The organism is Trinickia sp. LjRoot230 (assembly GCF_964253315.1).
Lineage (GTDB): Bacteria > Pseudomonadota > Gammaproteobacteria > Burkholderiales > Burkholderiaceae > Trinickia.
Genome location: NZ_CAXUQX020000001.1, coordinates 2,571,281 through 2,595,004, shown reverse-complemented (window position 1 = coordinate 2,595,004; position 23,724 = coordinate 2,571,281). Strand labels below are relative to the sequence as shown.

General features: G+C 58.9%; 13 protein-coding genes and 1 pseudogene. 8 read left to right on the top strand and 6 right to left on the bottom strand.

Features of this window, described 5'->3' with window-relative positions; all coding sequences use genetic code 11:
* Window positions 1-62: 62 nt before the first annotated feature.
* The gene (locus ACSQ20_RS11805) at window positions 63-1,043 is read right to left on the bottom strand and encodes a toll/interleukin-1 receptor domain-containing protein (RefSeq protein ID WP_436020111.1); all 981 of its coding nucleotides are present in this window, start codon (window positions 1,041-1,043) and stop codon (window positions 63-65) included.
* Between the two features lie 137 nt (window positions 1,044-1,180).
* Window positions 1,181-1,855 (bottom strand): ImmA/IrrE family metallo-endopeptidase, encoded by a 675-nt coding sequence (locus tag ACSQ20_RS11800; RefSeq protein WP_436020109.1) that lies wholly within the window; start codon window positions 1,853-1,855, stop codon window positions 1,181-1,183.
* An 846-nt stretch (window positions 1,856-2,701) separates the two neighbouring features.
* On the opposite strand from ACSQ20_RS11800, the gene ACSQ20_RS11795 reads away from it, so the two are divergent.
* From ACSQ20_RS11795 to ACSQ20_RS11770, 6 genes and pseudogenes are all read left to right on the top strand, one after another.
* Complete coding sequence (locus ACSQ20_RS11795; RefSeq protein ID WP_436020107.1) at window positions 2,702-9,328, top strand: DUF3320 domain-containing protein; 6,627 nt, start codon at window positions 2,702-2,704, stop codon at window positions 9,326-9,328.
* 110 nt (window positions 9,329-9,438) lie between these two features.
* On the top strand, window positions 9,439-11,163 hold the full coding sequence (locus tag ACSQ20_RS11790; RefSeq protein WP_436020105.1) for a DUF4236 domain-containing protein: 1,725 nt from the start codon (window positions 9,439-9,441) through the stop codon (window positions 11,161-11,163).
* Between the two features lie 274 nt (window positions 11,164-11,437).
* Window positions 11,438-11,641, top strand: coding sequence for a hypothetical protein (locus ACSQ20_RS11785; RefSeq protein WP_436020103.1), 204 nt, complete (start codon window positions 11,438-11,440; stop codon window positions 11,639-11,641).
* Between the two features lie 171 nt (window positions 11,642-11,812).
* Window positions 11,813-12,310: pseudogene (locus ACSQ20_RS11780) on the top strand (IS4 family transposase); the annotation flags it as partial.
* A 67-nt stretch (window positions 12,311-12,377) separates the two neighbouring features.
* The gene (locus ACSQ20_RS11775; RefSeq protein ID WP_436020101.1) at window positions 12,378-12,860 is read left to right on the top strand and encodes a DUF2778 domain-containing protein; all 483 of its coding nucleotides are present in this window, start codon (window positions 12,378-12,380) and stop codon (window positions 12,858-12,860) included.
* Window positions 12,857-13,114 carry a non-ribosomal peptide synthetase gene (locus ACSQ20_RS11770; protein ID WP_436020099.1) on the top strand — a complete coding sequence of 86 codons (258 nt, stop codon included), beginning with the start codon at window positions 12,857-12,859 and terminating at the stop codon, window positions 13,112-13,114. Before ACSQ20_RS11775 ends, ACSQ20_RS11770 begins: the two co-directional genes overlap by 4 nt.
* An 18-nt stretch (window positions 13,115-13,132) precedes the next feature.
* Here the strand turns inward: ACSQ20_RS11770 and ACSQ20_RS11765 are convergent, their stop codons facing one another.
* From ACSQ20_RS11765 to ACSQ20_RS11755, 3 genes are read right to left on the bottom strand one after another with little or no spacing between them, the layout of a single operon-like run.
* Window positions 13,133-13,327 (bottom strand): hypothetical protein, encoded by a 195-nt coding sequence (locus tag ACSQ20_RS11765; protein ID WP_436020097.1) that lies wholly within the window; start codon window positions 13,325-13,327, stop codon window positions 13,133-13,135.
* Between the two features lie 38 nt (window positions 13,328-13,365).
* Entirely contained in the window at window positions 13,366-14,502 is a 1,137-nt protein-coding gene (gene cydB / locus ACSQ20_RS11760; protein WP_436020095.1) for a cytochrome d ubiquinol oxidase subunit II, read from the bottom strand.
* 1 nt (window position 14,503) lies between these two features.
* The gene (locus ACSQ20_RS11755; protein WP_436020093.1) at window positions 14,504-16,120 is read right to left on the bottom strand and encodes a cytochrome ubiquinol oxidase subunit I; all 1,617 of its coding nucleotides are present in this window, start codon (window positions 16,118-16,120) and stop codon (window positions 14,504-14,506) included.
* 207 nt (window positions 16,121-16,327) lie between these two features.
* Between ACSQ20_RS11755 and cydD the strand changes: the two genes are divergently transcribed.
* Together cydD and cydC are read left to right on the top strand one after the other, a co-directional pair.
* Entirely contained in the window at window positions 16,328-18,118 is a 1,791-nt protein-coding gene (cydD, locus tag ACSQ20_RS11750) for a thiol reductant ABC exporter subunit CydD (protein WP_436020091.1), read from the top strand.
* Window positions 18,115-19,893, top strand: a complete 1,779-nt coding sequence (gene cydC, locus ACSQ20_RS11745) for a thiol reductant ABC exporter subunit CydC (protein WP_436020089.1) — start codon at window positions 18,115-18,117, stop codon at window positions 19,891-19,893. Before cydD ends, cydC begins: the two co-directional genes overlap by 4 nt.
* 18 nt (window positions 19,894-19,911) lie before the next feature.
* Here cydC and ACSQ20_RS11740 read toward each other — a convergent pair whose 3' ends face one another.
* On the bottom strand, window positions 19,912-23,394 hold the full coding sequence (locus ACSQ20_RS11740) for a PIG-L family deacetylase (protein WP_436020087.1): 3,483 nt from the start codon (window positions 23,392-23,394) through the stop codon (window positions 19,912-19,914).
* Window positions 23,395-23,724: the final 330 nt, after the last annotated feature.

The window sequence follows — 23,724 nt, the reverse complement described above, 5'->3', positions numbered from 1 at the left end:
TGCGCCGCCGTCGGTCTTGAAGCGGCGGCCTGCGCGCTATTGTCGCGGTCGGCTGCGGTGAATCACCGTTGTATCGGCTCGATAAGCATCGACCACAGATACTCAGCCGCCCCAGTGTCAGACAGCTTCTCGGAAACTCCTCTGGCCATGCTCATCATCGGCTTCAGATAAAGTGTCTGTCTATCTTCTGTGAGCGTGAGCGCCTCGTTGTAGCTGTTCGCGTGCGAGGAAATCTGGTTCGAATACGTTATCTCGCGACTGCTGTGTCCGCCGAAGGCGCCGCCGTGCGTAACGGTGCACTGCGACACGCTCTTTCCGTCCTTATAGATGCTCGCGGTGAAGCGGCGCGCATCGATGCGCGAAAAGCGTCCTTGGAACTGGCCGTGCCGCTTCTCCAGCTCCTGGAGCGAACCCTCGAAGAAGCGGGCGATGAAGTCGAATGTCTCCGAAACGAACGTGTCCTTGTCGAGGTCCGAGAACTCATGCTTGACGCGAAGGTTGCTCGACCGCGGCAGTTGCATGACCGCGGAAGGCTCGACTGCTGCGGGCCGGGGCACCGAGTTCCTCGCTGCCGATGCCGCGCCCCCCTTGGGTGCGGCCGACGAGGCTGTCGCAGCCACGGCTTTACGAATCGACTTCGCAATGTCGGCGAACGCCTCGTCCTGGTTGGACCAGGACGTTACCGGCCGACCGTCCGTCGGGACCGCATTCAGTTTGCCGAACGGAGCACTGTGCCAGTCACATGCCCGCAGGATGACGGGGATGACGCGCGCCTCGCCAGCTTTATGCCGCTCCAAGGCACGCGTCATCTCGGTCGCAAAGCAATATTCTGACGCGATGAAGTTTGCGCTGACCAGCAGCAAGATGATGTCGGCCTTCTCGAGTTGCTCATCGATACTGTCGTCGAGGTTGTCGCCCGCGACGATGCGCCTATCGTGCCACGCCGAAATCAGGCCCTCGCGTTTCATAAGCGACAGGTGGATTTCGAGCTGGTCGCGCAGCGACTCGTCTACATGCGTGTATGAAAAGAAAACCGATGCCATCTCGTGTCCGGCCGAAGAATTCAGGTCATTTGTTGCAGCCGCAAAAGCCACTGTCACGATAGCACCGGGCGTGGCGTCCGCGCGACCGCGTGTAGCCGAATGAGGTGTCTGTCAGCACGACCATCATCAGTAGCTGACTAGGTCAAGTTCCCGGATGCGAATCGCCATTGCTGTCGGTGACATACCGAACTCTTCCACGAGCGATTTAAAGTAGTTGCCGATACCGAATTTCCGCGCGTTTGCCACTGCACGCGGGAACTCGAGTGAGCCGGTTTTCGACCGTAGAGGTCCTGAGCGCCATTGCCTGCGATAGCGAACGCAACGCGGTCGTCGAGATGAAGAATCTCGCAGCCGAATCGTTCTTGAAACGCGCGTCTGACCAACTTTTCTGGAGCGAGGACGCACGCGGCAAAGTGATTGGCTTCCCGCTCACGGCGGTCTGAAACAGGACCGTCGCCAAGGAGAGGGCGGTCACGATAAAGCGAGAGACCCGGGTGGAGCACGATATGTCCCAGTTCATGTGCCCCAGTGAAACGCTGAACCTCATAAGGAAGGTTGCCGGCGATACGAATTGATGAACGTTGGACATCGACTAAGCCTGCGACTTGATACTGTGCTTCGCCAACGCCATGCACGCCCAGCGAACCTGCCGCAACTTCGTATTCGACTCCATGGACCGTTGCCGCATGGTCCGGCCGGAAAAGCTGGAGCAGATGGGGGATAGTGTTGTGGGTGGTCCCAGCACGCTGCCAGATTTCATACTGGAAGCGTCGAACTTCAGCCGCGATGGCCATTTTGTCGACTTCTTGCATGTGGGACCTCGAGCGAGTATTTCGTTTTTGCACTAAATGTAGCGCATCAATTCACAATATATGCAATAGATTGTGCCGTTGCTAAAATTTTTAATCGCCAACGTTCCCTATATATTCGACCATTTTGTCGCGGTTTGCGGTTTGCGGTTTGCGGTTTGCGGTTTGCGGTTTGCGGTTTGCGGTTTGCGGTTTGCGGTTTGCGGTTTGCGGTTTGCGGCTTGCGGCATTTGGGATTTAGCGCCGACCGAATCACAGACGGAGGTGTCACGGAGTTAACGCCGCGTGACGATTGTGAGTCGCGGCGACGCATGGAGGTTTCTGCAATGCGCCGACCGGCACAATAGGCCAAATGCCGCTATCCGAACGAGCGAATGCAGTCTCCCTCAGCATGCATCTGTGTGGCATCCACGACCAGTCCCAGTTGAGCGCCCGAGCGGCTCAGCCGGCATCGCCTCATATGCCGTGCTGGATGCCAGGGAGCGACCTTCTATGAACACCGACGAGCAGCTTGGAGTATGTCCCGAATACGTTGAGGAATACCTTTTCAGCGCTTCGCAATCGTTTGCGTTTTGCTTCTATTCCGTATTTCTGAGCTCGTCTAACTGAACCGATTCGTTTTACCGACTGTCATGTGGATGAGCAAACGGGGTTTTTTCGGTATACGCCATAGCTAGTGTCTCCACCCACATGAGATTATGCTATGGGGCGCGCATCCCGCCGGAGGAGTGTTACTCGATTCCATAAAAAGCCCATATTCTGTATGTCTGTTCGGCATATGGGGCGCGACGGGGCGACGGCATAATCAAATTGAGAGAAGACGTACAAGCGGAAAGCTTTGGGGGCCAGATGGATGAGACTATTGTTGAGCCGGCAGAAACGCCGGAGGAGCCACGTTGCGTGCAGATTAGAGCCACGCTCGCTGGCAAAATAAATCTGGCCGATTTCCAGAATGCCATTCCGGTTGTCCACGAACTCTCGCTTGCCAACGAGACCACCGATGACATCAAGGAGTTGAGGCTTACCGCGTCCTCCGAGCCGTCATTTTTCAAGCCGAAGACATGGCACTTTGACCATGTCGCTCCTGGAAAAGGTGTGCGTATCAGCGACCTCGACCTCTCGCTGGATGGAGCGCTTCTCGGCCGGCTGACCGAGTCGGAAAAGGCACACATCACTTTCAAGCTGACCGCGGGGTCGGAAAGTCCTGTCGAGCTTGCTTCGTTTGAGACAACCGTCGAATTATTGCCACGTAACCAGTGGGGCGGCCTATCGGCTCTCCCCGATATGGTCGCGGCATTCGTTCAGCCGAACGAACAGGCGGTGGAGCGGGTCTTGAAGAAGGCCGCGGACGTCCTTCACAAAGCAGGCAAGTCAGGCGCTATCAACGGGTATCACGAAGGTGCAAAGCGAGCTTGGGAATTGGCATCCGCTATCTGGAATGCCATCGGCTCGATGGGCATTGACTATGCGGTGCCGCCGGCAAGCTTCGAACACTCTGGCCAGAAGGTGCGTAGCCCCAGCCAGATAGCCGACTCAGGCCTTGGGACCTGTCTCGACCTCGCTTTGTTTGTGTGTGCCGCGCTCGAACAGGCCGGTCTCAACGCTGTGCTCATTTTCACGGATGGACACGCATTCCCAGGCGTCTGGCTGAAACCCGAAGAATTCTCGACGTCCGTTATCGACGATGTTACGGCGCTCCGGAAACGCGTGAAATTGAAGGAGATGGTGCTGTTTGAGTCGACGATGCTCACGCATCGCCCCCATCCGGCATTCAGCTTTGCTATTGCGAACGGCGAGGGGCAGATTTCCGAAGAGACGGGGCGAAAATTCCATTTGGCTATCGACATCCGCCGCGCGCGAATGCAGCGTATCAAGCCGCTTGCCAGCGAGCAGGCGATTGAACGTGGGACTGTCGGGACGGAAGAAGTCAATCTCGAAAGAGGGTTCGAGGTCGCTCCGGAACTGCCAGAAGAACTGGAACGCTCCTTGGAAGACAAGGCTGTCGAGCGCCCGGAGGACCGGCTGACTCGTTGGCAACGGAAGCTGCTTGACCTGTCACTTCGCAATAATCTGCTCAGTTTCAAGGCCGGCAAGAAATCTCTGAAGCTAGAAGCGCCAGACCCCGGCCAACTGGAAGATATTCTGGCAGCGGGGCACGCCATCAAGCTGCTCACGCGTCCCGACCTGATGGACGGCAACGACCCACGTAGCCAGCCAATCCATGAAGCTCGGGAGCGCGAAAACATTCGTCGTTCCCATGCGATTGACGCATTGAAGCGAAAAGAAGTTTTCGTCGGGCTCTCGCAAGACGAGATGGATACTCGTCTGGTCGAGCTCTTTCGGACCTCACGCACAAACTTGCAGGAGGGTGGTTCCAACACCTTGTATCTGGCGCTGGGCTTTCTTTCCTGGACACGTGAAGCGAAGGACGACAAGAAGTATCGCGCGCCACTCATTCTTGTTCCTGTGTCGCTTGAGCGGCGAAGCGCGCGCTCAGGGTTCAGCCTGACTTTGCACGATGACGAACCGCGCTTCAATCCGACGCTGATTGAAATGCTTCGCCAGGATTTTGAACTAGAGCTGGGTATCCAGGACACCGAGCTGCCGAAGGATGATTCGGGCTTGGATGTCGCGGGAATCTGGAAAGCCGTATCGAGTGCAGTCAAGGACATCAAGGGTTGGGAGGTAGTCGAAGAAGTCGTTCTCGCGACGTTCTCGTTCGCGAAGTATTTGATGTGGAAGGACTTGACCGAGCGAACCGAGCAGCTCAAACAGAACGTGGTCGTACGGCACCTCATTGAAACGCCGCGCGATTCCTACGAGAGCACGATCGAGTTTCCTGACGCCAGAAGGCTCGACGCAGAACTGCCGGTGAAGAACACCTTCTGCCCGTTGCCTGCCGATTCGTCGCAGCTTTCCGCGGTCGTGGCGGGAAGCAAAGGAAAAGACTTCGTCTTAATTGGGCCTCCGGGAACCGGGAAGAGCCAAACCATCTCGAATCTGATTGCGCAGTGTCTGGCGGAAAGAAAGCGTGTGCTATTCGTCTCAGAGAAGATGGCGGCGCTTGATGTCGTGTACCGGCGCCTCGCCGATGTTGGTCTCGGCAACTTCTGCCTCGAATTGCATTCCAGCAAGGCACGTAAGACGGAAGTGCTCGAGCAGCTACATACTTCGTGGGATTCCGCTGCGGCCATGGAACCCGATGAATGGCATGCAGAAGCCGCTCGACTGGAGGGATTGCGCAATCAGTTGAATGGGTATGTTGAACGTCTGCATTTGAGATACCCGAACGGGCTCAGCGTATATGAGGCAATCGGCCGCGTTGTCGCCGGGCATGACTTGCCCGTCCTGCAGCTGTCATGGCCGTCCGCTCGGGTTCACGGTTCAGTCGCTATGCGAACGCTGCGCGAGACGGCCGAGCTTCTGGATGTTCACGCGAAAGTGATCGGAGAAGGGCAACTGACGTCCAGCCCGCTCGCCCACGTGGTTCAAACCGAATGGTCGCCGCTGTGGCAAGCCGCGTTGCTCGATTCGGCCCGCGCTATTGGCCCAGTGGTAGCCCGTTTTGAAGCGACAACTGAGCAACTGCGTGCGGCCGTCGGTCTGCCGTCATCTGTTTCCGACACGCGTGTTAGGGAAGGCCTGCGTCTCCTGGCTGCGACTTTGCCGTCTGCGTCTGGGCACGATTGGCAGTTCGTTCTGCGTCCGGATGCAAAAACAATTGCAGATAACCTGCGCGCCGCGAAACCATTAGTCGAACGACACCGCGAGCTGCACGCTTTGCTTTCAGCGCCGCGGGGCAACCAGGTCTTGGAGGATGTGCGACAAGGTATCGTTCAGCTCACTCGTTATCACGAACTTCATTCGCAGCTTTCCCAACCATGGAACGAACCGCTAAGGTCTCGGCTTTCCGCTGGCATTGAGCTGCTGCGAAAGCGCCAGAACCTGGTTAACCAACTGTCGCTCAAATACAAGCACGGTATTTCGACGGCAACGGTTCAGCAACTCCAGCTCGATTGGCGGGCGCTGCAAGATTCGTTTTGGCCGATGAGCATGATGCGCCGCCGCTCGCTTTCGAAGAAGCTCGTGGAGCTGTCGACCGACGGAGGCGAGCCAGACATTGGCGGTGACATCGAACGTCTCAAGCAGATTGAATCACTTCAGGAGGAAATCAAAGCGCTCGACGACCTATCGTTGCCGACATCGAACGCGTGGCTGGGATTGAAGACGGAGCTTGATGTCGCGCGGGCTTTCCTTGGTTTCCAAACCGCCCTCGAACAGGCTCGCGAACGGGCGGTTTGGGAAGATGTTGGACTTGACCCGGTTAGCCGGGGGCAGTGTGGCGAGACGGCGCGTGAAGACCTCGCGCGCATCAGAGAACTTCGTCAGATTGACCAGGTTATCAATCGCCTTTCCGGACTCGAAGAAGAGACAGACGCCGTATGGGTTGGATATAAAACGGATTTGGCTGTCGCGAAGACATACGTCGTCTTTCAGGGTGCGCTGGCAGCAGCAGTGGCTGGCAGCTATTGGCAGGACGGGGGTTTCAGCGTTATCGAGCGTGGCAGCGCGGGAGCCGTCGCGTCGGCGGACCTCAAGAAGATGCGCGAACTGGTTGCGCTTTGTGGTCGTCTAAAGGAATTCGACGACCTCCCCGCGAAGACCGGCGGACTCTGGAACGGTTTGCAGACAAAACTGGAGGCAATCGAACCAGCGCTTGATTTCTTCGAGGCGCTGTCGGGCGCGCTCGCATTGATGGCAAATTCGCCTGAGGCGCTGGCGGCAGTAAAGGGCCCGATTGCTTTGCTGCTGGGCGATAGCAATGTTTTGCTTGAGCCGACGGGCGCGATTGCGGGTTCCGGGCGTATGTATGCCGAGGCACTACAGGCATTTAATCAGGCAGTGACGCAATTCACGGTCGCGAGCGGCTTGCCGAGCTCTGATGTCGCGACTCTGGGTGCACTTCTCCCCGCCGCACTGGCCGCACGTGCAAGCGACGTCCTGGCTAGCTCGAATCGGTTGAATGCCTGGTGTGCGTGGCGCAAGACCCGCGCGGCGGCTCTTGCGTTGGGGCTTGCTCCCGTCGTCGTTGGCGTTGAGCAGGGCGCAATTCGGCTCGGACGCGTAAAAGAAGCGTTCGAGACCGACTACTGTCGCTGGTGGTTGAATGCAGTTGTCGATGTGGACGACGTGTTGCGCACCTTTGTTTCCGCAGAGCACGAGAAACGCATTCGAGATTTCCGGGAGCTTGACGAACGGTTCATCGGCTTGACACAAGCCTGGGTGCGCGCGCAGCTTTCGGCCGGGCACCCCTCGCCTGACCGTGTCTCACGAGGCTCTGAATGGGGCCTGCTGCGATACGAAATGCAAAAAAAGAATCGCCATCTGCCTCTTCGCAAGTTGATGTCTCAAGCTTCGAGCGCCGTGATGCGCCTGACGCCGTGCCTTCTGATGAGCCCGCTGTCGATTGCACAATATCTGCCGGCCGAGACGGAGAACTTTGATGTCGTCATCTTCGACGAGGCATCACAGATTCCAGTGTGGGACGCCATTGGCGCAATGGCGCGTGCGAAACAGGTCATCATGGTTGGTGACCCGAAACAGTTGCCACCGACAAGTTTCTTTGACCGCGCGGAATCGGACATTGATGACACTGATGTTGAGACTGAGCTCGAGAGCATTCTAGAGGAGTGTATCGGCGCGAACCTGCCGACGATGAAGCTATCGTGGCACTATCGTAGCCGCCATGAAAGCCTGATTGCATTTTCGAATCATCGCTACTACGACGGGGACCTGGTGACGTTCCCAAGTCCTGTCACGAACGACCGTGCCGTCAGCTTTAATCACGTTGCGAATGGCCAATACGAGCGCGGTGGGGCGCGAACAAATAAGCCAGAAGCGAAAGCGCTGGTAGCCGACCTGGTCGGCAAAATGAAAACGCCCGGCTTCCGCGAAAGTGGGTTGACCATTGGCGTGGTGACGTTCAACTCTGAACAGCAATCCCTCATCGAAGACTTGCTCGACGAAGAACGCCGTAAAGACCCATCCATTGAGCACTTTTTCCTGGAAACGCAGCTTGAACCCGTGTTTGTAAAGAACCTGGAGAGCGTGCAGGGTGATGAGCGGGACATCATGTATTTTTCAACCACCTATGGCCCGGGGGTTGACGGCACCATGCCGATGAATTTCGGCCCGATGAACCAGCAGGGTGGGGAGCGTCGTCTGAATGTTGCCATTACCCGTGCGAGGCAGGAGCTTCGAGTCTTCGGTAGCTTCCGTCCAGAGCAGATGGACTTGGCGAGAACTCAGGCGCTTGGAGTGCGTGACTTGAAGCACTTCCTGGAGTTTGCGGACCGCGGCGCACGCGCGCTTGGCGAGGCGGTTACAGGTAGCGTCGGAGACTTCGAGAGCCCGTTTGAAAAAGCCGCATCGAACGCGCTCGCCGAGAGAGGCTGGACTTTGCATCCGCAGGTCGGTGTGTCGGCTTTCCGCATTGACCTCGGTGTAGTCGACCCGGACGCACCTGGACGTTACCTTGCCGGCGTTGAATGTGATGGCGCGACCTATCATCGTTCTGCAACAGCCCGCGACCGCGACAAGTTGCGTGAGCAGGTCTTGCGCGGCCTCGGTTGGGACATCCTGCGCATCTGGTCAACCGATTGGTGGATTGACATGCACGGGACCGTCGAGAACATTCACCGTCAGCTTGAGGAGTTGCTCGCCGAACGGCGGGCGAAGCGAGCGCAGACGGAGCGGGAGGCGACAGACCTTGCGGAGCAGGCTATCGCGGACGTAATGGCGATGCCGGATGAGCAGTTGGGCCAGTCGGTAGATACGACAACCGACCCGTCGAGCGAGGTGAAAGTGGTGGCGGACACTACCACGCTTCCCGTTACCTACGCTCGGAACGCCGCCGTTGCTCATTCTAGCGACCAAGTGGAGGGACGCTTTACGGAGGTCGATTTGACGGTTGAGGGATACGCGGTCGATGCCAATTCGTTCTTCGACGTCGTCTATAACCCAACACTTCTTCGATTGATTGAGCACGTCGTACGTGTGGAAGGACCGGTTCGGGACGAAGTGCTGGCGCGTCGTATTGCGCGGGCGCATGGCTGGGTTCGGACAGGCGCAAAAATCCAGGACCGGGTCGTACGGCTGGCGTCGGAACACTTCAGCGGTGACCCAGAGGATGTGGGTACGTTTTTCCGAGCTAAAGGTGAATCTGCTGATATGCAGATTCAATTCCGGCGGCCCATTGATGGCACTGCACGGTCAGTCGATGAAATCTCTCTTGCCGAACTCCGAGCACTCGCGTTCGCCATGATGCAGGCAGGGCATGACGAAGCGTCTGGGGTGCCGGCGATGGCCCGTGAAGTGGGTCTTCGCAAACTCAACGCAGGCAGCAGAACGCGTCTTGAAATGGCTTGGTCGGATGCGACGAAGACCGCTTTTCGGAAAGTTGACAGCAAAGACTGAAACAGTGCGACGGTCGGCACGACAGGCGTCGGCCGTCTGCACAACTGGCAACATTTTTCCTTGCCGTACAGGCGACATTAGTTCGCTGGCGAAGGTATTGGGAGGACAGCATGGGTTTGAGCTTCAGGAAAAGCATAAAAATTGCGCCCGGTATCCGAATAAATCTCAGCAAGAGCGGAATCAGCACATCCATTGGTGGAAAGGGCTTCACGTACAACACCCGTGGCCACATCACCACAAGCATTCGGGGGACCGGAATCAGATATACGAACAATTTGAAGGGCAGGGACTCGATCCGTCGGGACAGTCACGGCACGTCTGAGAGCACCGGTACTGAACATATGAATACTGAGAACCTATCAAAGAGAGAGCAGGCAACGCAGGACTTCGTCTACAAGGTGCAGTCACGCACAACGAATGCCCTACGACAGTATTTTATCTCCCATGGTGTTTATGTCGAAGATGATGACATCAGCGAAGCGGTCAAGCTCGAAGCGTTTCAACCGTTTCTCAATACGCTCGCGCACGACCTGGCGCTCACAACGAAAGCTATCAAGTTAGCCGTAGATATCGGTACGGTCTCGCTCGCAGAAAAAGAAAAGGCGATGCTGGCGGTCTACGAGATGGAGCACAAGTGTGCTTCGGCGCAAGGACCCCGCGGTGAGCTGCAGACAGCCGCGAGCGCTCTAATGGCTAAGGTGCGGGCTTGGCCGAGTGTTCCTGGATTTGTTGGTCCTCTGTTTGCTGCGCTGTTGGGTTGTTTCCTCATGGCTGTGCTTAGCGTGCCCGTGGGGCTGGCTTTAACTGGATTCGCGCTCGCCTACGGTGGATACAAGACCTTCAGTTTCATGCGTAAGAAGGCCGTTTCGTCCCAAGCCATCAAGGAGGCGAACGAGTGGTTTCAGTCCAAACTAACTGTGGAGGTCACGCCGCGTCCAACCATCCGTTCGAGTAATGACTATGTTGCCCTCAAGGCGGCGGCATCCGCAACGGTCACTGCGGCGGCGGTCATCTACACCATCATCATCTATCCTCACCACGCCGCGTCGAATGGCAATGGTGCACAGGCGACGCTTCAATCCGACACAACCGCAGTCGGTTCGAATGGCGCTGTGCCGGCTGCGGCTACTGCCACGACACTGAATACAGTTCATCCGGTTCCGGACTTTAGCTGGCTAGCGGGTAAGTACCCGTCTGATGTCGTGAATGACAAACGATTCCATTCTGCTTTCAACGGCGTCTCGCGAGCGGACTGGAAAAAAATCTCGGAGCGGCTTGCTATGGTCAACTCTTCCGGGATTCAGATGCAAGACGGTTATCTGGTCGCGCAAGGGTGCAAAGAACATGAGTGCAGTACGGAGCAAGCCGCGTTTGCCGTCAATGCAACATCCGGCAAAGGCGTGATGCTCGTCAAGCAAACCTCAAACCCTTCGGGGAACGCCTCGATAAAGATATTCCAGTGGTCTGACTTGCCCGTCGGTGCGACACCACTATCAAGCTGGGCGCAGGAGGCTGCAGGTACAGACGCCGCGCCTTCGGCTCAAACGGCTTCATTTCAGCAGACCAGCTTTGATTGTTCGAAGGCTCATTCCGACGCAGAGCACATCATTTGTAGCGACGCTGAACTGGCCTTAGATGACGTTCAATTGGCTGCAATCTACGCCAAGGCCAAGGCCGTTGCAGATGACCCAGTAGCATTCAAAGAGCGGACTCGGGTTCAATGGAATTACCGCGAGCAGCAATGCCATGAGCGCGAATGCCTTATCCGGTGGTATGCCGACCAGAATGTTGCGCTTGCAGCGATAGCCGCGACCGGTAAGGTTGCTCAACAGTAAAGGAGCTCGACAAAGTCATGACGTTTCACCAAACGAGTATTCGTAGGCATGCGTCGATTGCTAGGCGCTGGTCCAAGCGGGAACGAGTAGGTTCTAGCGGTCAATTTTGGAAAACCGATGCTTCGTCGGTCCGTTCGAAAGGGTAAGTCTCCTCATCGTGTTGACAGTCTCAAAAACGTTTTGTGTCGCCTGCAGTTGCCTCACTACCTGAGCATTTGCGGGGGAAATTGGGTCGTCCTGCAGTTCCCATGTCAGAATCAACTGGAGAGCAAACATGAAGCAGCCCGGACTCGATGGTCGCCATCGCGACAAGGACGGAAAGATTGACCAGAAGCACGGCAATACGATGAACAAGAATCTGCCGAAGCCCATCGAAGGCTTCGGGCCAAATACGACTCTGAAGACTATGCGCGATAAGCTTGGTGCTGTCAGCGAGAAAGACCTTCGAGCTGCGGTAGCGAAGAAGCGAGAGCGATAATTTTTTGCAGATGCCGTTCGACCGCTTTCTAGGGGGAATGGCACTTACTTAAGCCAGCATGGAGGAGAAGACGCGGGTAATTACTTGAAGAGAAACGGAGAGGCTGATCCAGGGATTGATAGGATGGTTGTTACCAGGCAAACACCCGTCTCTTTCCAAAGAACAGCCCCCATGAATCGTAATGCACGAAGTCATCACAGGCAAACACGAAACAGCGTTCAAAGCCGGGAGCGCAGAGCCCAGGCGGTTGACTACTTCAACATACGACGAGCCCTGGGCTGTTGGACATAACGGAAGCGCATTTGCCAGCACATCGGGAACGGCTGTATCCGCCGACGGTGACGCTGTCGATGTTCATGCGCCAGGCGCCGGAAGAGGACGCCTCCTGTCAGAAGGCGGTCAACGGGTGGGCCGCGCAGCGAGCTGCCGACGGGCTGCGGCCCATGAGTGTGCGTACAGGAGGCTACTGCCGCGCTCGCCAGAGGCTGCCGCTGACGATGGTGCGGGAGTTGACGCGCGAGATAGGACGTCAACTGCACGAGCGGGCCATGCCGGCCTGGAAGTGGCGCGGGCGCCCGGTCAAGCTGGTTGACGGCACCGGGGATCTCGATGCCCGATACGCCGTCGAACCAGGCCCGCTTCCCGCAGCCCAGTTCTAAGGCCGAAGGGGGGCGTTGCGAATCCCTCCGATGTTTGTTATATCTTGCGTGCTGCGACCTCCTACAGTGTGCAAGCGATGCCGATTTCGTGCCAATTCATATTGAATAACGACCGATTCTCAACGCTTTCCTGTTTGGGCGTCGGTACGTTCACTGCTTTTTCCGGCAACGGGACGGGGCGCGACAATCCAGCCGCTGTGGATAAGCCCGACGTTGGTCCACTCCCACCCGGTAGGTATTACGTCGTCGATCGCGAATCGGGGGGGCTGATGGGCAGCATTCGTGATTTCGCACTTAAGCATCTCTATGGCACCGACCGGACTACCTGGTTCGCGTTGTACCGTAACGATGGCGTGATTGATGACTGGACGAGCATAAATGGCATACGTCGGGGCAACTTCAGGCTTCATCCCATCGGGCCGCGCCGGCTGAGCGATGGTTGTATTGCGCTTGTCGATCCACGCCAGTTCAACATGTTGCACGATCGTTTCAAATCAGCTTCAACGATTTCAGTTCCCGGAACAGCGATGCGCGCATACGGCACGGTGGATGTTCGATGAAACGCCTTTCACGTATCGCGGTTAATGGCATAGCGACAGTCGTTATTGCGCTCGGCATCGCGCGCATTCTCGGCGCTATTCCATTTGGGCCATCGGCGACGGACGCATTGATCCGCTTTGCCGCATGGTTCGGTGCGTACGGCGATGAACAAATCGATGACGTCTACATGGTCGCTAGTCTGCTCGCTGCTTTAGTAATAGCCGCGCTTCTCGTCTGGGTCGCCAATAGGCTGCTGGCGCGGCGCCGCGCTTAGCCCCCGCATACCTCGCGCTCAGCGCCCCTTTGCGGCTACTTCGCGCTCCTGTGTATCGAGCAGCACACCGCCCGCGGCCGCGAAGAGAACGATCATGATCGTGCCGATCACCCAGGAAAAATACCAGGCGCCATAGTTGCCAATGACAACACCAATGACGATCGCCACCATAGCAGCAATCAGCAACATTACGAAATGCAAAAACGTCTTCATTGCTCGCTCCACCAACTAATCAACCGTCAATCCATCATTCAATAAGCATGCGGATCGGATTCAACCCGCTTAGCTTTCACCGTACCGCGCATCACATAAAACGCCCAACTCGTGTAGGCGACAATGGCGGGCATAAAGATGGCCGTCCAGCCCGTCATCCAGATCAGCGTCGCGCGGCTCGACGTCGAATTCCATAAAGTCAGGCTGTGCGAAGGATGGCTCGACGACGGCATCAGGAACGGAAAGAGACTGACGCCAGCCGTACCGATCACGCCGATCCAGGCGAGCGCCCCGAGCCACCAAGCCACCGTCGAGCAGCGCGCTCGCACGGCGACACAGCCGAGCACCATGCCGACGTAACCGAGCGCGGGCACCAGCCACAATGCAGGCCACGCGCGATAGTTGTCGAACCACGCGCCTTCACCGAGCGTCACTACCTGCTGTAACGGCGTTTGAGCAAGGCCCGGCGCCGGCGCAGACAACAGACGATAGCCAGGCAGATGGCTGACACATAGACCACCGACCGTAAACAGCGCGACCGCAACCAGCACGCCGACGGTGGCGGCCCGGCGCGCGCGCTGTTGCAGCGGCCCGGACTCGACGCGGCCCATCAGCATTACGCCGCCCATATAAATTGCAAGCGAAAGTGCCAGCAAGCCGCACAACAGCGCGAATGGATTGAACAGGCTCAGGAAGCTGCCGGTGTAATACGAGCGCAAGTCCCATTCGAAATGAAACGGCACGCCGAGCAGCAAGTTACCGATGCCCGCGCCGTAGATGATCATCGGCACGGCACCGCTGATGACGAGTGCCCAGTCCCACGCGCCCCGCCATGCAGACGAGGCCACCTTGCTGCGATATTCGAAACCGAGCGGCCGCAAGATCATCGTCCATAAGAGCAGCAGCATGACGATGTACAGCCCCGAAAACGCAGTGGCATAAAGCAGTGGGAACGCCGCGAAAATTGCGCCGCCGCCCAGGACGAACCAAACTTGATTGCCGTCCCAGTGCGGCGCAATTGTATTGAGCGCCACACGGCGCTCGGTATCGGTGCGGCCCACGAAGCGCAGCAACGCGCCAACGCCCATGTCCATTCCGACCATAATGGCAAGACCCATCAGCAAGACGCCAAGCAATATCCACCAGAGCACTTTGAATACAAGATAGAGTTCCATTTCACCGTTCCTTGCGCATCGTCAGCGCGGCCACCGCAAGATCGCCCGCCAACACAGGTGCCGGCTTTTCATGCATCGGCGTATCGCCGCCGTGACTCTCGTCCGGCCCTTTGCGGATGAACTTGACCATCAGAAAAATTTCGACGGCAATGAACAGCGAATAGAGCACGACGAACCCGGCGAGCGAAAACACCATATACGCGACGCTGTGGGTCGACGCGGACATCCAGGTCGGCAACACGCCGAACACCGACCAAGGCTGGCGGCCGACCTCCGCCGTGATCCAGCCCGTCTCGCACGCGATGAACGGCACCGGAATCATCCACGGTGCGAATCTCAGGAACCTGCGCCGAAGATGCACATCGCCACGCAGCGAGAGAATGACCGAAATCACGAAGTAGGCGAGCATCAACAAGCCGCATGCCACCATCACTCGAAATACCCAGAACATCAGAAAAACGTTCGGGATCGTATCCTTCGACGCCTTAACGATATCGGCTTCGGTTGCCTTTTCGACGTCCTGATCGGCCGCGTAGCGCTTGACGAGGAAGCCGTAGCCGAGATCGGCCCGATGGGCTTCGAACTGCGCGAGTGCAGACGCGTTCGTCGGCTCGGCACTCAATATCTTCAGCGCAGCAACGGCTGGAATGCCGTTGCGGATTCGTTTGAGCGCATCGGCTTCGATTTGGTCGACGCCCGGCACGGTCGTATCGAGCGTATGCGTGAGCAGCGGCGTCAGCACGTACGGGATCTGAATACTCCATGCATTGCGATGTTCGCTTTGAATCGGCCATGTGGCAAGGTTGAACGGCGCGGGGGCCCGCTCGGTTTGCCACATCGCCTCCATGGCGGCAAGCTTGGACGGCTGCGCGTGTCCGCCGACGAAGCCGAGCGCATCGCCGAGCGTAATGACGCCGGCCACCGATAACACGCCGAACAGGCTCGCCATTCGAAACGAGCGCTTGGCAAGCTCCATATGACGGCCGCGCAACATGTAGTAGGCGCTGATGCCGGTGACGAACACGGCGGCCGTCACATAGCCCGCGATGCTCGTATGAACGAACTTCGTTTGCGCATCGTCGCTAAAGATCAGCGCACCGAGGCTGGTTAATTCCATGCGCATCGTGACGGGGTTGAACGCCGCGCCCTGCGGGTTTTGCATGAACCCGTTGGCAACGAGAATCCACAGCGCCGACAGGTTCGAGCCGAGTGCCACGAGATAGGTGACAAGCAGATGCTTGGTTTTGGAGAGTCGGCCCCAGCCGAACGCCATCAGGCCAACGAATGTCGATTCCATGAAGAACGCCATCAAGCCCTCGATGGCCAGCGGCGCACCGAAGATGTCGCCGACAAACCCTGAATAGAACGACCAATTTGTGCCGAACTCGAATTCCATCGTGAGCCCGGTCGCGACGCCGAGCGCAAAGTTGATCAAAAAGAGCTTGCCCCAGAATTGCGTGATATCGCGATAGATTGTTTTGCCGGTGATGACGTAGACCGTTTCCATCACGGCCAGCAGGAATGACAGCCCCAATGTCAGCGGGACGAAGAGAAAGTGGTAGAGCGCGGTGGCGGCAAATTGAAGCCGCGACAACTCGACCACGGTATCGCTAATCATTTGGTGACTCCAGTCAAAGCAAATTTCTTTAATGCCTGCATGAACAGCGTTGCGCCGATCCTGAATTTTAGTGAAGTGCGATGCGTTTCCTTTGCGGCATACCGTCGCAAGACCCCTAAAAGCAGGGCTTAAATACGGTCTCGGCTGTTAAGGTGTGAATCTTCCTTTCGACATTTGATATTTGGTGTTTCGTCGGTCGTATCAAGCATGAATCCCGATCCGCAACTCAAGAAGACGCTCGACGCATGGCTTTCGAAACGCGCGAGCACCATTCGCTCGCCGCTCAGGATGGCGGTGGCAATCGGCTTGCTCGGCGGTGTGGCGACCATTGTTCAGGCTGCGCTGCTCGCGTGGATCATCGACGCCGTGGTAATGAAAGGCGCGACACTCGCGGGCGTTGCGCCCGCACTTGCGGCAATGTTGCCGCTGATTGCGCTGCGCGCCGTGCTGGTGCGCGCGTCGGAGCATTACGCGTTCATCGGTGCCGCTGCCGTTCGCACGATGCTGCGAGCGGAGCTCGTGCGCAAGGTTCAGGCGCTCGGCCCAGCGTGGCTTCAGCGCGAGTCGAGCGGTGCGCTATCGAGTCATCTTGTCGCAGGGGTGGACGCGCTAGAGGGCTATTACTCACGGTGGCTGCCTAATCGTGCGCTGAGTGCACTTTTGCCGTTCGCGATTCTCGTCGTCGTGTTTCCGGTCGATTGGATATCGGCGCTCGTGCTCGTGCTGACGGCCCCGCTCATTCCTGTTTTCATGATCTTGCTCGGCAAGGATGCGCTCGAGGCGAATCAACGCCAATGGCAGGGGCTCGCACGGCTGAGCGCGCGCTTTCTCGATGCGCTAGCGGGTCTGACGACGCTCAAGCTGTTTAATGCGAGCCGACGCGAGGCACACATGGTCGCGCAGATATCGGACGCTTATCGGCAAAGCACGATGCAGGTGCTGCGCATCGCGTTTTTATCGTCGGTTGCGCTCGAGTTTCTGTCGACGATCAGCATTGCGATCGTAGCGGTGCTGATCGGTTTCAATCTGCTGTATGCAAAGATGCAATTTCAGCCGGCCTTCTTCGTGTTGCTGCTGGCGCCTGAATTTTATTTGCCGCTACGCACGCTCGGCGCGCATTATCACGCGCGTATGGAGGCAATCGGTGCGGCCGAACGCATTGCCGAAATTCTCGCTACGCCGCTGCCGCCGCGCACGACGCCGACGGTGATGCTAAGCGAGCGCGGGGCCTACGACATTCGCTTCGATCGCGTCGCGTTCAGCTATGAAGCCGGCCGCGTCGCGCTCGACGCGCTGAGTTTTACGGCGCGCGCAGGCACTGTGACGGCGCTCGTCGGGCCGAGTGGAGCAGGCAAGAGCACGGTGCTGAACTTGCTGCTTGGTTTTGCGGCCGAGCAGGGCGGCACGATTTCTGTCGGCGATCAGGCGCTTGCTTCGATCGATGAGCGGAGCTGGCTTGCCAACGTAGCGTGGGTGCCGCAACGCGCGCATCTGTTCGTCGGCACGATACTGGACAATCTGCGTTTGGCGCGACCCGATGCCACACTCGATCAAGTTCGCGAAGCTGCCGAATTGGCCGGTGCGCATGAATTTATCGCTAGGCTGCCGGGCAGCTACCACACGCCGGTCGGCGAGCGCGGTGTGGGCCTGTCGGGGGGACAGATTCAACGGCTAGCGCTTGCGCGCGCGTTTTTGAAGGACGCCCCCGTTGTCTTGCTCGATGAACCGACGGCGCATCTCGACGCAATGAATCAGGCACGCGTTCATGCGGTGTTGCGTCGGCTTGCCGTGGGCCGGACGGTGCTTGTCGTCGCACACCGGCCGGCCACGGCTCGGCTTGCCGATCATATCGTCGTGCTCCAACGCGGACGGGCTGTTGAAAGCGGCACGCACGATACGCTGATGGCGCGCGATGGGCTCTATCGGCGTCTAGTTCGTACACATGAACATGTGGCTGATGTAGTCGATGCATCTTCGTTGCGATCGAGTACCGTATGAAGCCGCTACGCACGCTGTTGCCTCGTTCAAACCCGGCAGTGCGCCAGGCGTATGCTGATCTGATTCGCCTGTTAGCGCTCTTTCGCCCATATTGGCGGTGGATGGCGCTAGGTGCCGGCGTCTCGCTCGCGACTTTGCTCGCGAACGTCGCGTTGATGGCGATTGCTGGCTGGTTTATCGCGTCGATGGCGCTTGCCGGCGTCACACGCGCTGCGTTCGATTACTTCACGCCTGCGGCGACGATCCGCGCCTGCGCGATCGTGCGTACGTTGGGGCGTTATGTCGAGCGCCTCGTCACGCACGAAGCTACGCTGCGTCTGCTCGCGCAATTGCGCGTCGCGTTTTACACCAGCATCGAACCGCTTGCACCCGCAGGACTGGTTGACTCGCGCAGCGCCGATCTGCTCGGCCGTATTCAGGCCGACATCGACAGTCTCAATCATGTTTATTTGCGCGTTTTCGTGCCTGTCGTCGTTGGTTTGGTGGGGGCGCTGGTCATCGTCGTCGCAACCGCCGCGTTCAGTGTGCCCGCCGCGGCGGTGCTGCTTGTGTTCCTGCTTGCAGCCGGTCTCGCATTGCCGGCATGGTTGCTGGCACGCGCGAATGCACCGACGCGCGCCGGTGTCGCGTTGCGTGCCCGCATGCGCGAGACGATCGTCGATAGCATGCAGGGCCTCGCCGAGCTGCATGTCTACGATGCTAAGGAGTCCTATGCAACACGTATCGACTCAGTCAGCCGCGAACTGATAGAGACGCAGTCGGCAGTAAGCCGGTTAAGCGGGGTTGCTCAGGCGACGTTGCTCGCATTGGCGTCGCTTGCGGTGTGGGCAACGTTGATCGTTTCGATTCCGCGTGTCGGCATCGCCACTCTGTCGCCGGCTGACGTCGCGATGCTGGCGCTACTGGTGCTGGCAAGCTTCGAGGCGGTGCTGCCGCTGCCGCTTGCAATGCAGATGTTGGGCGAAAGCCTTGCTGCGGCGCGCCGCATTTTTACGCTTGTCGATGCGGCGCCGGCAGTGGTCGATCCTGCGGCGCCGCTCGTTGCTTCCGGTAATTCGCTCTCGTTGCGGCATGTTTCGATGCGCTATCGCGACGACGCGCGATGGGCGCTGCAAGATGTGTCATTCGATTTGCATGCGAGCGCGAGCATTGCCGTGATCGGTGCAAGCGGTGCGGGCAAGAGCAGCCTTGCAAATGTGTTGCTGCGCTTTTGGGACTATCAGCGGGGCAGCATTCGTCTCGGCGGCGCGGAGTTGCGCGCCTGTGCGGGTGAGGCCATCCGTGCGCGCATCGCGGTGGTTTCGCAAGACACCTATCTGTTCAATGCGACGATTCGCGACAATCTGTTGATCGCGCGGCCGGACGCCGATCAGGCAGTGATCGAGACAGCATGCCGCCATGCGCAGTTACACGATTTTATCGATGGCTTGCCGCACGGCTACGACACCGAAATCGGGGAGGCGGGCATTGGCTTGTCCGGTGGACAGGCGCGACGTCTGGCCATTGCCCGCGCGCTGTTGCTCGATGCGCCGATTCTGCTGCTCGATGAGCCGACGGAAGGGCTCGACGCAATCACCGAACACGCGCTGCTGGAAGCGATCATGCGTTTGATGCAAGGGCGCAGCGTCTTGCTGATTACGCACCGGCTTTCCGCACTGACCGAGCTCGTCGACGAGGTGCTCGTGATGAACGAGGGGCGTATCGTGCAGCGCGGCACGCCCACGGCATTGGTGGCGATAGACGATCCGTTTTTCGATTTTCAGCGTGGTGATTAACGTCACACATTGAACAGGTCAGATTGCCAGCATGAATTGAAGTGCCACTTGCGTGCTCATGCCTGCCGCGATGACGATGTTCGGATCGATGCGCCGAAGTACACCATGGTTGACGAGGTGCGGTTGCGTGATGTCGTCGGGCTTCGTCTCTGCCCCCCGCAACGGCGGGCGAATCGCTGGAACGAACCCGCGACGCACGAACGGACCGCGGCCGCGATTCGCGCCAGATGTATCTTCGTAGGCATGCCAAAAGCCGCGCAAAAACGTCGCGTCGGCTGCGACCATACCTGCTTGCATCGCGGCTGCCCCCACGTCGCCAGTCATGATAGAATGCCAGGCAGCTAGCGCATTGGCCGCTGCGAACGGTGCCGATGCGATTGTCGCGCCGAGCATCTGGAATTCGGGCAGGCGCTGGTGGAACGGCCGCTTATACATTCTTCCGTCATCGGGACGCAGACGCGAGTAGGTGAACAAATCTCCTAGCGCTGCACGCGCGAAGCGCGGCAGCCGTTCGGTGCCCGGTAGAAAGTTGGGCAGCTTGTCGCCGGGTGCGGGTACGCTCGGGTCCAGGTGGTGTTTCTTCGCACTGACGTCGAGCGAACGTGCGAGCCGTTGGCCTCCATTGCCGCTCAAGTGCACCGGCACGAACATCAGCGTGGCGAGGTTCGCGAGCCACAGCGCCGTGCCTTCGACCGAATCCAGGCCGCTCAGCATGACTTGCGGCGCAAGCCAGATACCTGCCGCAGCGATGTCGCTCGGCGCATAGCTCGCACCCCAAAACACGCGTCGCGCGCGTTCGATCGGCGTGTCCGCCGAGAAAAGCTTCTCGTTGACCAAGCTGTCGAGCTGGCGGTACGCGTCGACGTCGCCGGGGCTGATGCGCAGTGTCTCGGCGAGTAGCGCAGCCTCGGCGCGATCGTGTCGCGCGAAGCCGCGCATGATGCCGCGCAGACCCATCGTGCGGCGCTCGAGCGTGTCGAGCGCCGGGAGATCGAAGCGCTCGGCGGCCTGGCCGCCGCCCAGCAGGTCGACCTGGTCCGAGTATGCCTCGCGTTGCGCGCCGAGCGCATCCGAAAGCTGTGCGATGCGAATGCCCGTGATGCTCTTTGCCGCATTCAGTCCTGCACGTGCGGCAAACATCGCTCGTCCACCTTCGAGCATGATTTCCATCGCCGTTTCAGTTGGCACTTCGAGACCATAACGAAGTCCGAAGTAAGCGCTCGTGGCCGTCACGCCGATTTTGCCCAGCGCGAGCGCCGCGGCTGCACGCATGCGCTTTTTCGGCATGCCATGCACGGGTGGTGGGCCGTACGGCTCGCCGGGTGTTGGGCGGTAGCGGGCCGCTGTGTTGGCAACGGTCGTCTGATATAGCGTGCCTTGAGCATCGAGCACCATTGCGGCGCGGCCAACCAGCGCTTTATCGAGGCGATTGCGCCTCAGACCTGCGTGAAGTTCGCGTGCCGGGCCGTCGAGCCGGTAGATCGCAACGTTGCTGTCAGGATTTTGTGCGATCAGGCGAGCGGCACGTTCTCTCGCACTGTCGAGGCTTGAAAATGGCCGCGTATGGGCGTCAAGCGTCAGATCGTCGCCGTTTTTGCCGATAACCTGATCCGGCATCTGATCGGTTGAAAGCACGTATAGCACCGAATCGCGCCTAGGTCCGGCGATGAAGCGGTCTCCGTCGCGTCGTGCACTGGGCGTTAGCGCACGCATTCGCGCGGCCAAGGACATGCGCGCCGTCCCATGCTCCGCCGGCGCTTCACGCCAATTCAGGGACTCCTGTTGCAAGATGTAGGGCTCGGGGTCGTGTTTCGATCGCAGGTTCGGCTTGAGCGTGCGCAGCCGCGTTTTCAACGGGACGTGTGCGTCGACATGCCGCGGCGGTGCTTTGAATGCGTTCAATCCTTCCCGCTCGTGCTCGGTCATCTGATAGGGTTGCGGGCCCTCGCCACGCCGTGCGCGCAGCACGCGCTGCGGCAACGTCGCGAGCCATGCGTCGGTCTGCGGGCCGACGTGATCGGTAAACGTCGTGGCCGGCAGGAGCGCGACACCTTCGGCGCGACGTCCCTCTGACGATGCGTGGGGCGGAATCTGCGGTTCGTGGATCTTGACATTGGACAGGCGTGCGGGCGCTTCCGAACTTGCGGCCTTGGCCGCGAGCGCCGCTGTTATATCGGACGGCAACGGTGTGTTCAACAATACGTTGAAAAATTGGATGATGCGTTCATCGGTGCCGGGTGCCGCTTCCAGTCGTTCGAAGAGTACCTCGGCGTCCCACTGCAGCTTGCGGCCCGGTGGCTGCTCGCATGCCGGCAATGATTCGTCTTGCGCGGAGGATGCCCCGTCGTGGTGCTGACCAAACCACTTGGCCAGGAACGCGCGAATCATTACGCGTTCTTCGTCGGTGTAGTGGCTCGTGATTTCACGCTCGGCTTCGATGGGGCGCAGATGCCGCTGCTCGTACCAGCCCGATTCGATGGCTGACAGGTGAACCGGAATCGCGTGTTGTTGATCGGGTGGCGTGTTTGCCCGCATCCGCTCAAGTGCGGTTTGCAGCAAGGTCGCACTTTCCCGATGCGCGGCATGGACCACCTCTTCGTCTCGGAGGCTCAATACGGATGCCGGCTTTACCCTCGCGATGACCTCGGTGATGAACTCGACGATGTGCGGACGATTCCAATCGGCGATCTCGCTGTACCGGACGCTGCGCTCGGCCGGCGCGTTATAGGGGCTGCGGTCTGGATAGCGGAGTACGTCGACGCTCAGCAGATCCGGATTCAACGCAATGTCGGCGAGAAGGCCAAGCGATTGAGCAATGCGCAGCTTGCCATACAACTCCGAGAACAAAGCTTCCTTTCCGGTCGCCGCGAACGTGGGCCGTTGAATGCCCGATTCGCTTGTATAAGCGGTGCCGCCGTTCGACTGCGTGACGTAGCCAACATGCACTTGAACGCCCATCGCCAGCAGTATCAAGATGATTTTGATCATCATTGATTCGTCGTCGGGATGAGCGAGGAAAACGAACACGCTGCCCAGTTTCCATCCCGGAACGAAGCGATCGAGCAGTTCACGCAAGGCGGGGTGAATTGTGTCCGCGCGCACAGGTCCGTCAGCCGAGGCCGGCTTTTCGGCTGATTCATGTTCTGCCGCGTTGATACCCGGCGCTTTCGTCGGCAGGCGCGGGCTTGCGTTCGCGACGGGCGGCGTGGCGCCGGCATCGGGCGACTGCGCTGCCGTTGACTGGGCTGCGTCTGCAGCGGGCTTGCCGGTATCTCGACGGTTGGATCTTCCAGCGCCAAACGGGCCGCGCCGCATGCGCTTGGCCGGCGCCGCAACGTTGCTCGAGGGGTCGCTTTGTTGGAGTGGCGCGAGCCCCCCAAGCTGCGGTTGCGCGCGGTTGGCAATAGGCTGCTCATGCAACGCGTTGTGATGCGACGCGTTGCTGCCAGGGTATTGATGCGCGGCCGTTGCGGCGTTTGCGGAGGTTTTGCGATGCAGCACGTGTGAGCCTGTCGAGAACAACCTCATCAGCGAAAGCTGAGCGGTTAGATACGTTTTCGTCCGAACGAATCGCCGGATGACGGTTTGCATTGTGCGGGAGACCTGAGCTATGCGAATTGCACTCGTTCGTGCCAATGCAATGCACTTCGTTTCATGTGTCCGTTCGTGAAAAGCAAATGACAGCGCGGCGGCATTGCCCATCAAAAGCTTCGCATTCGATGTCGAGGTTTCGTATTGGTGTGGTGCCTGCTCGGCCACGGCGGCAGCTTGGCAAGCTCAACTACAGAATTCTGTAGTCATGTTTGGCGCGTGGAACGCGCTCTACGCATG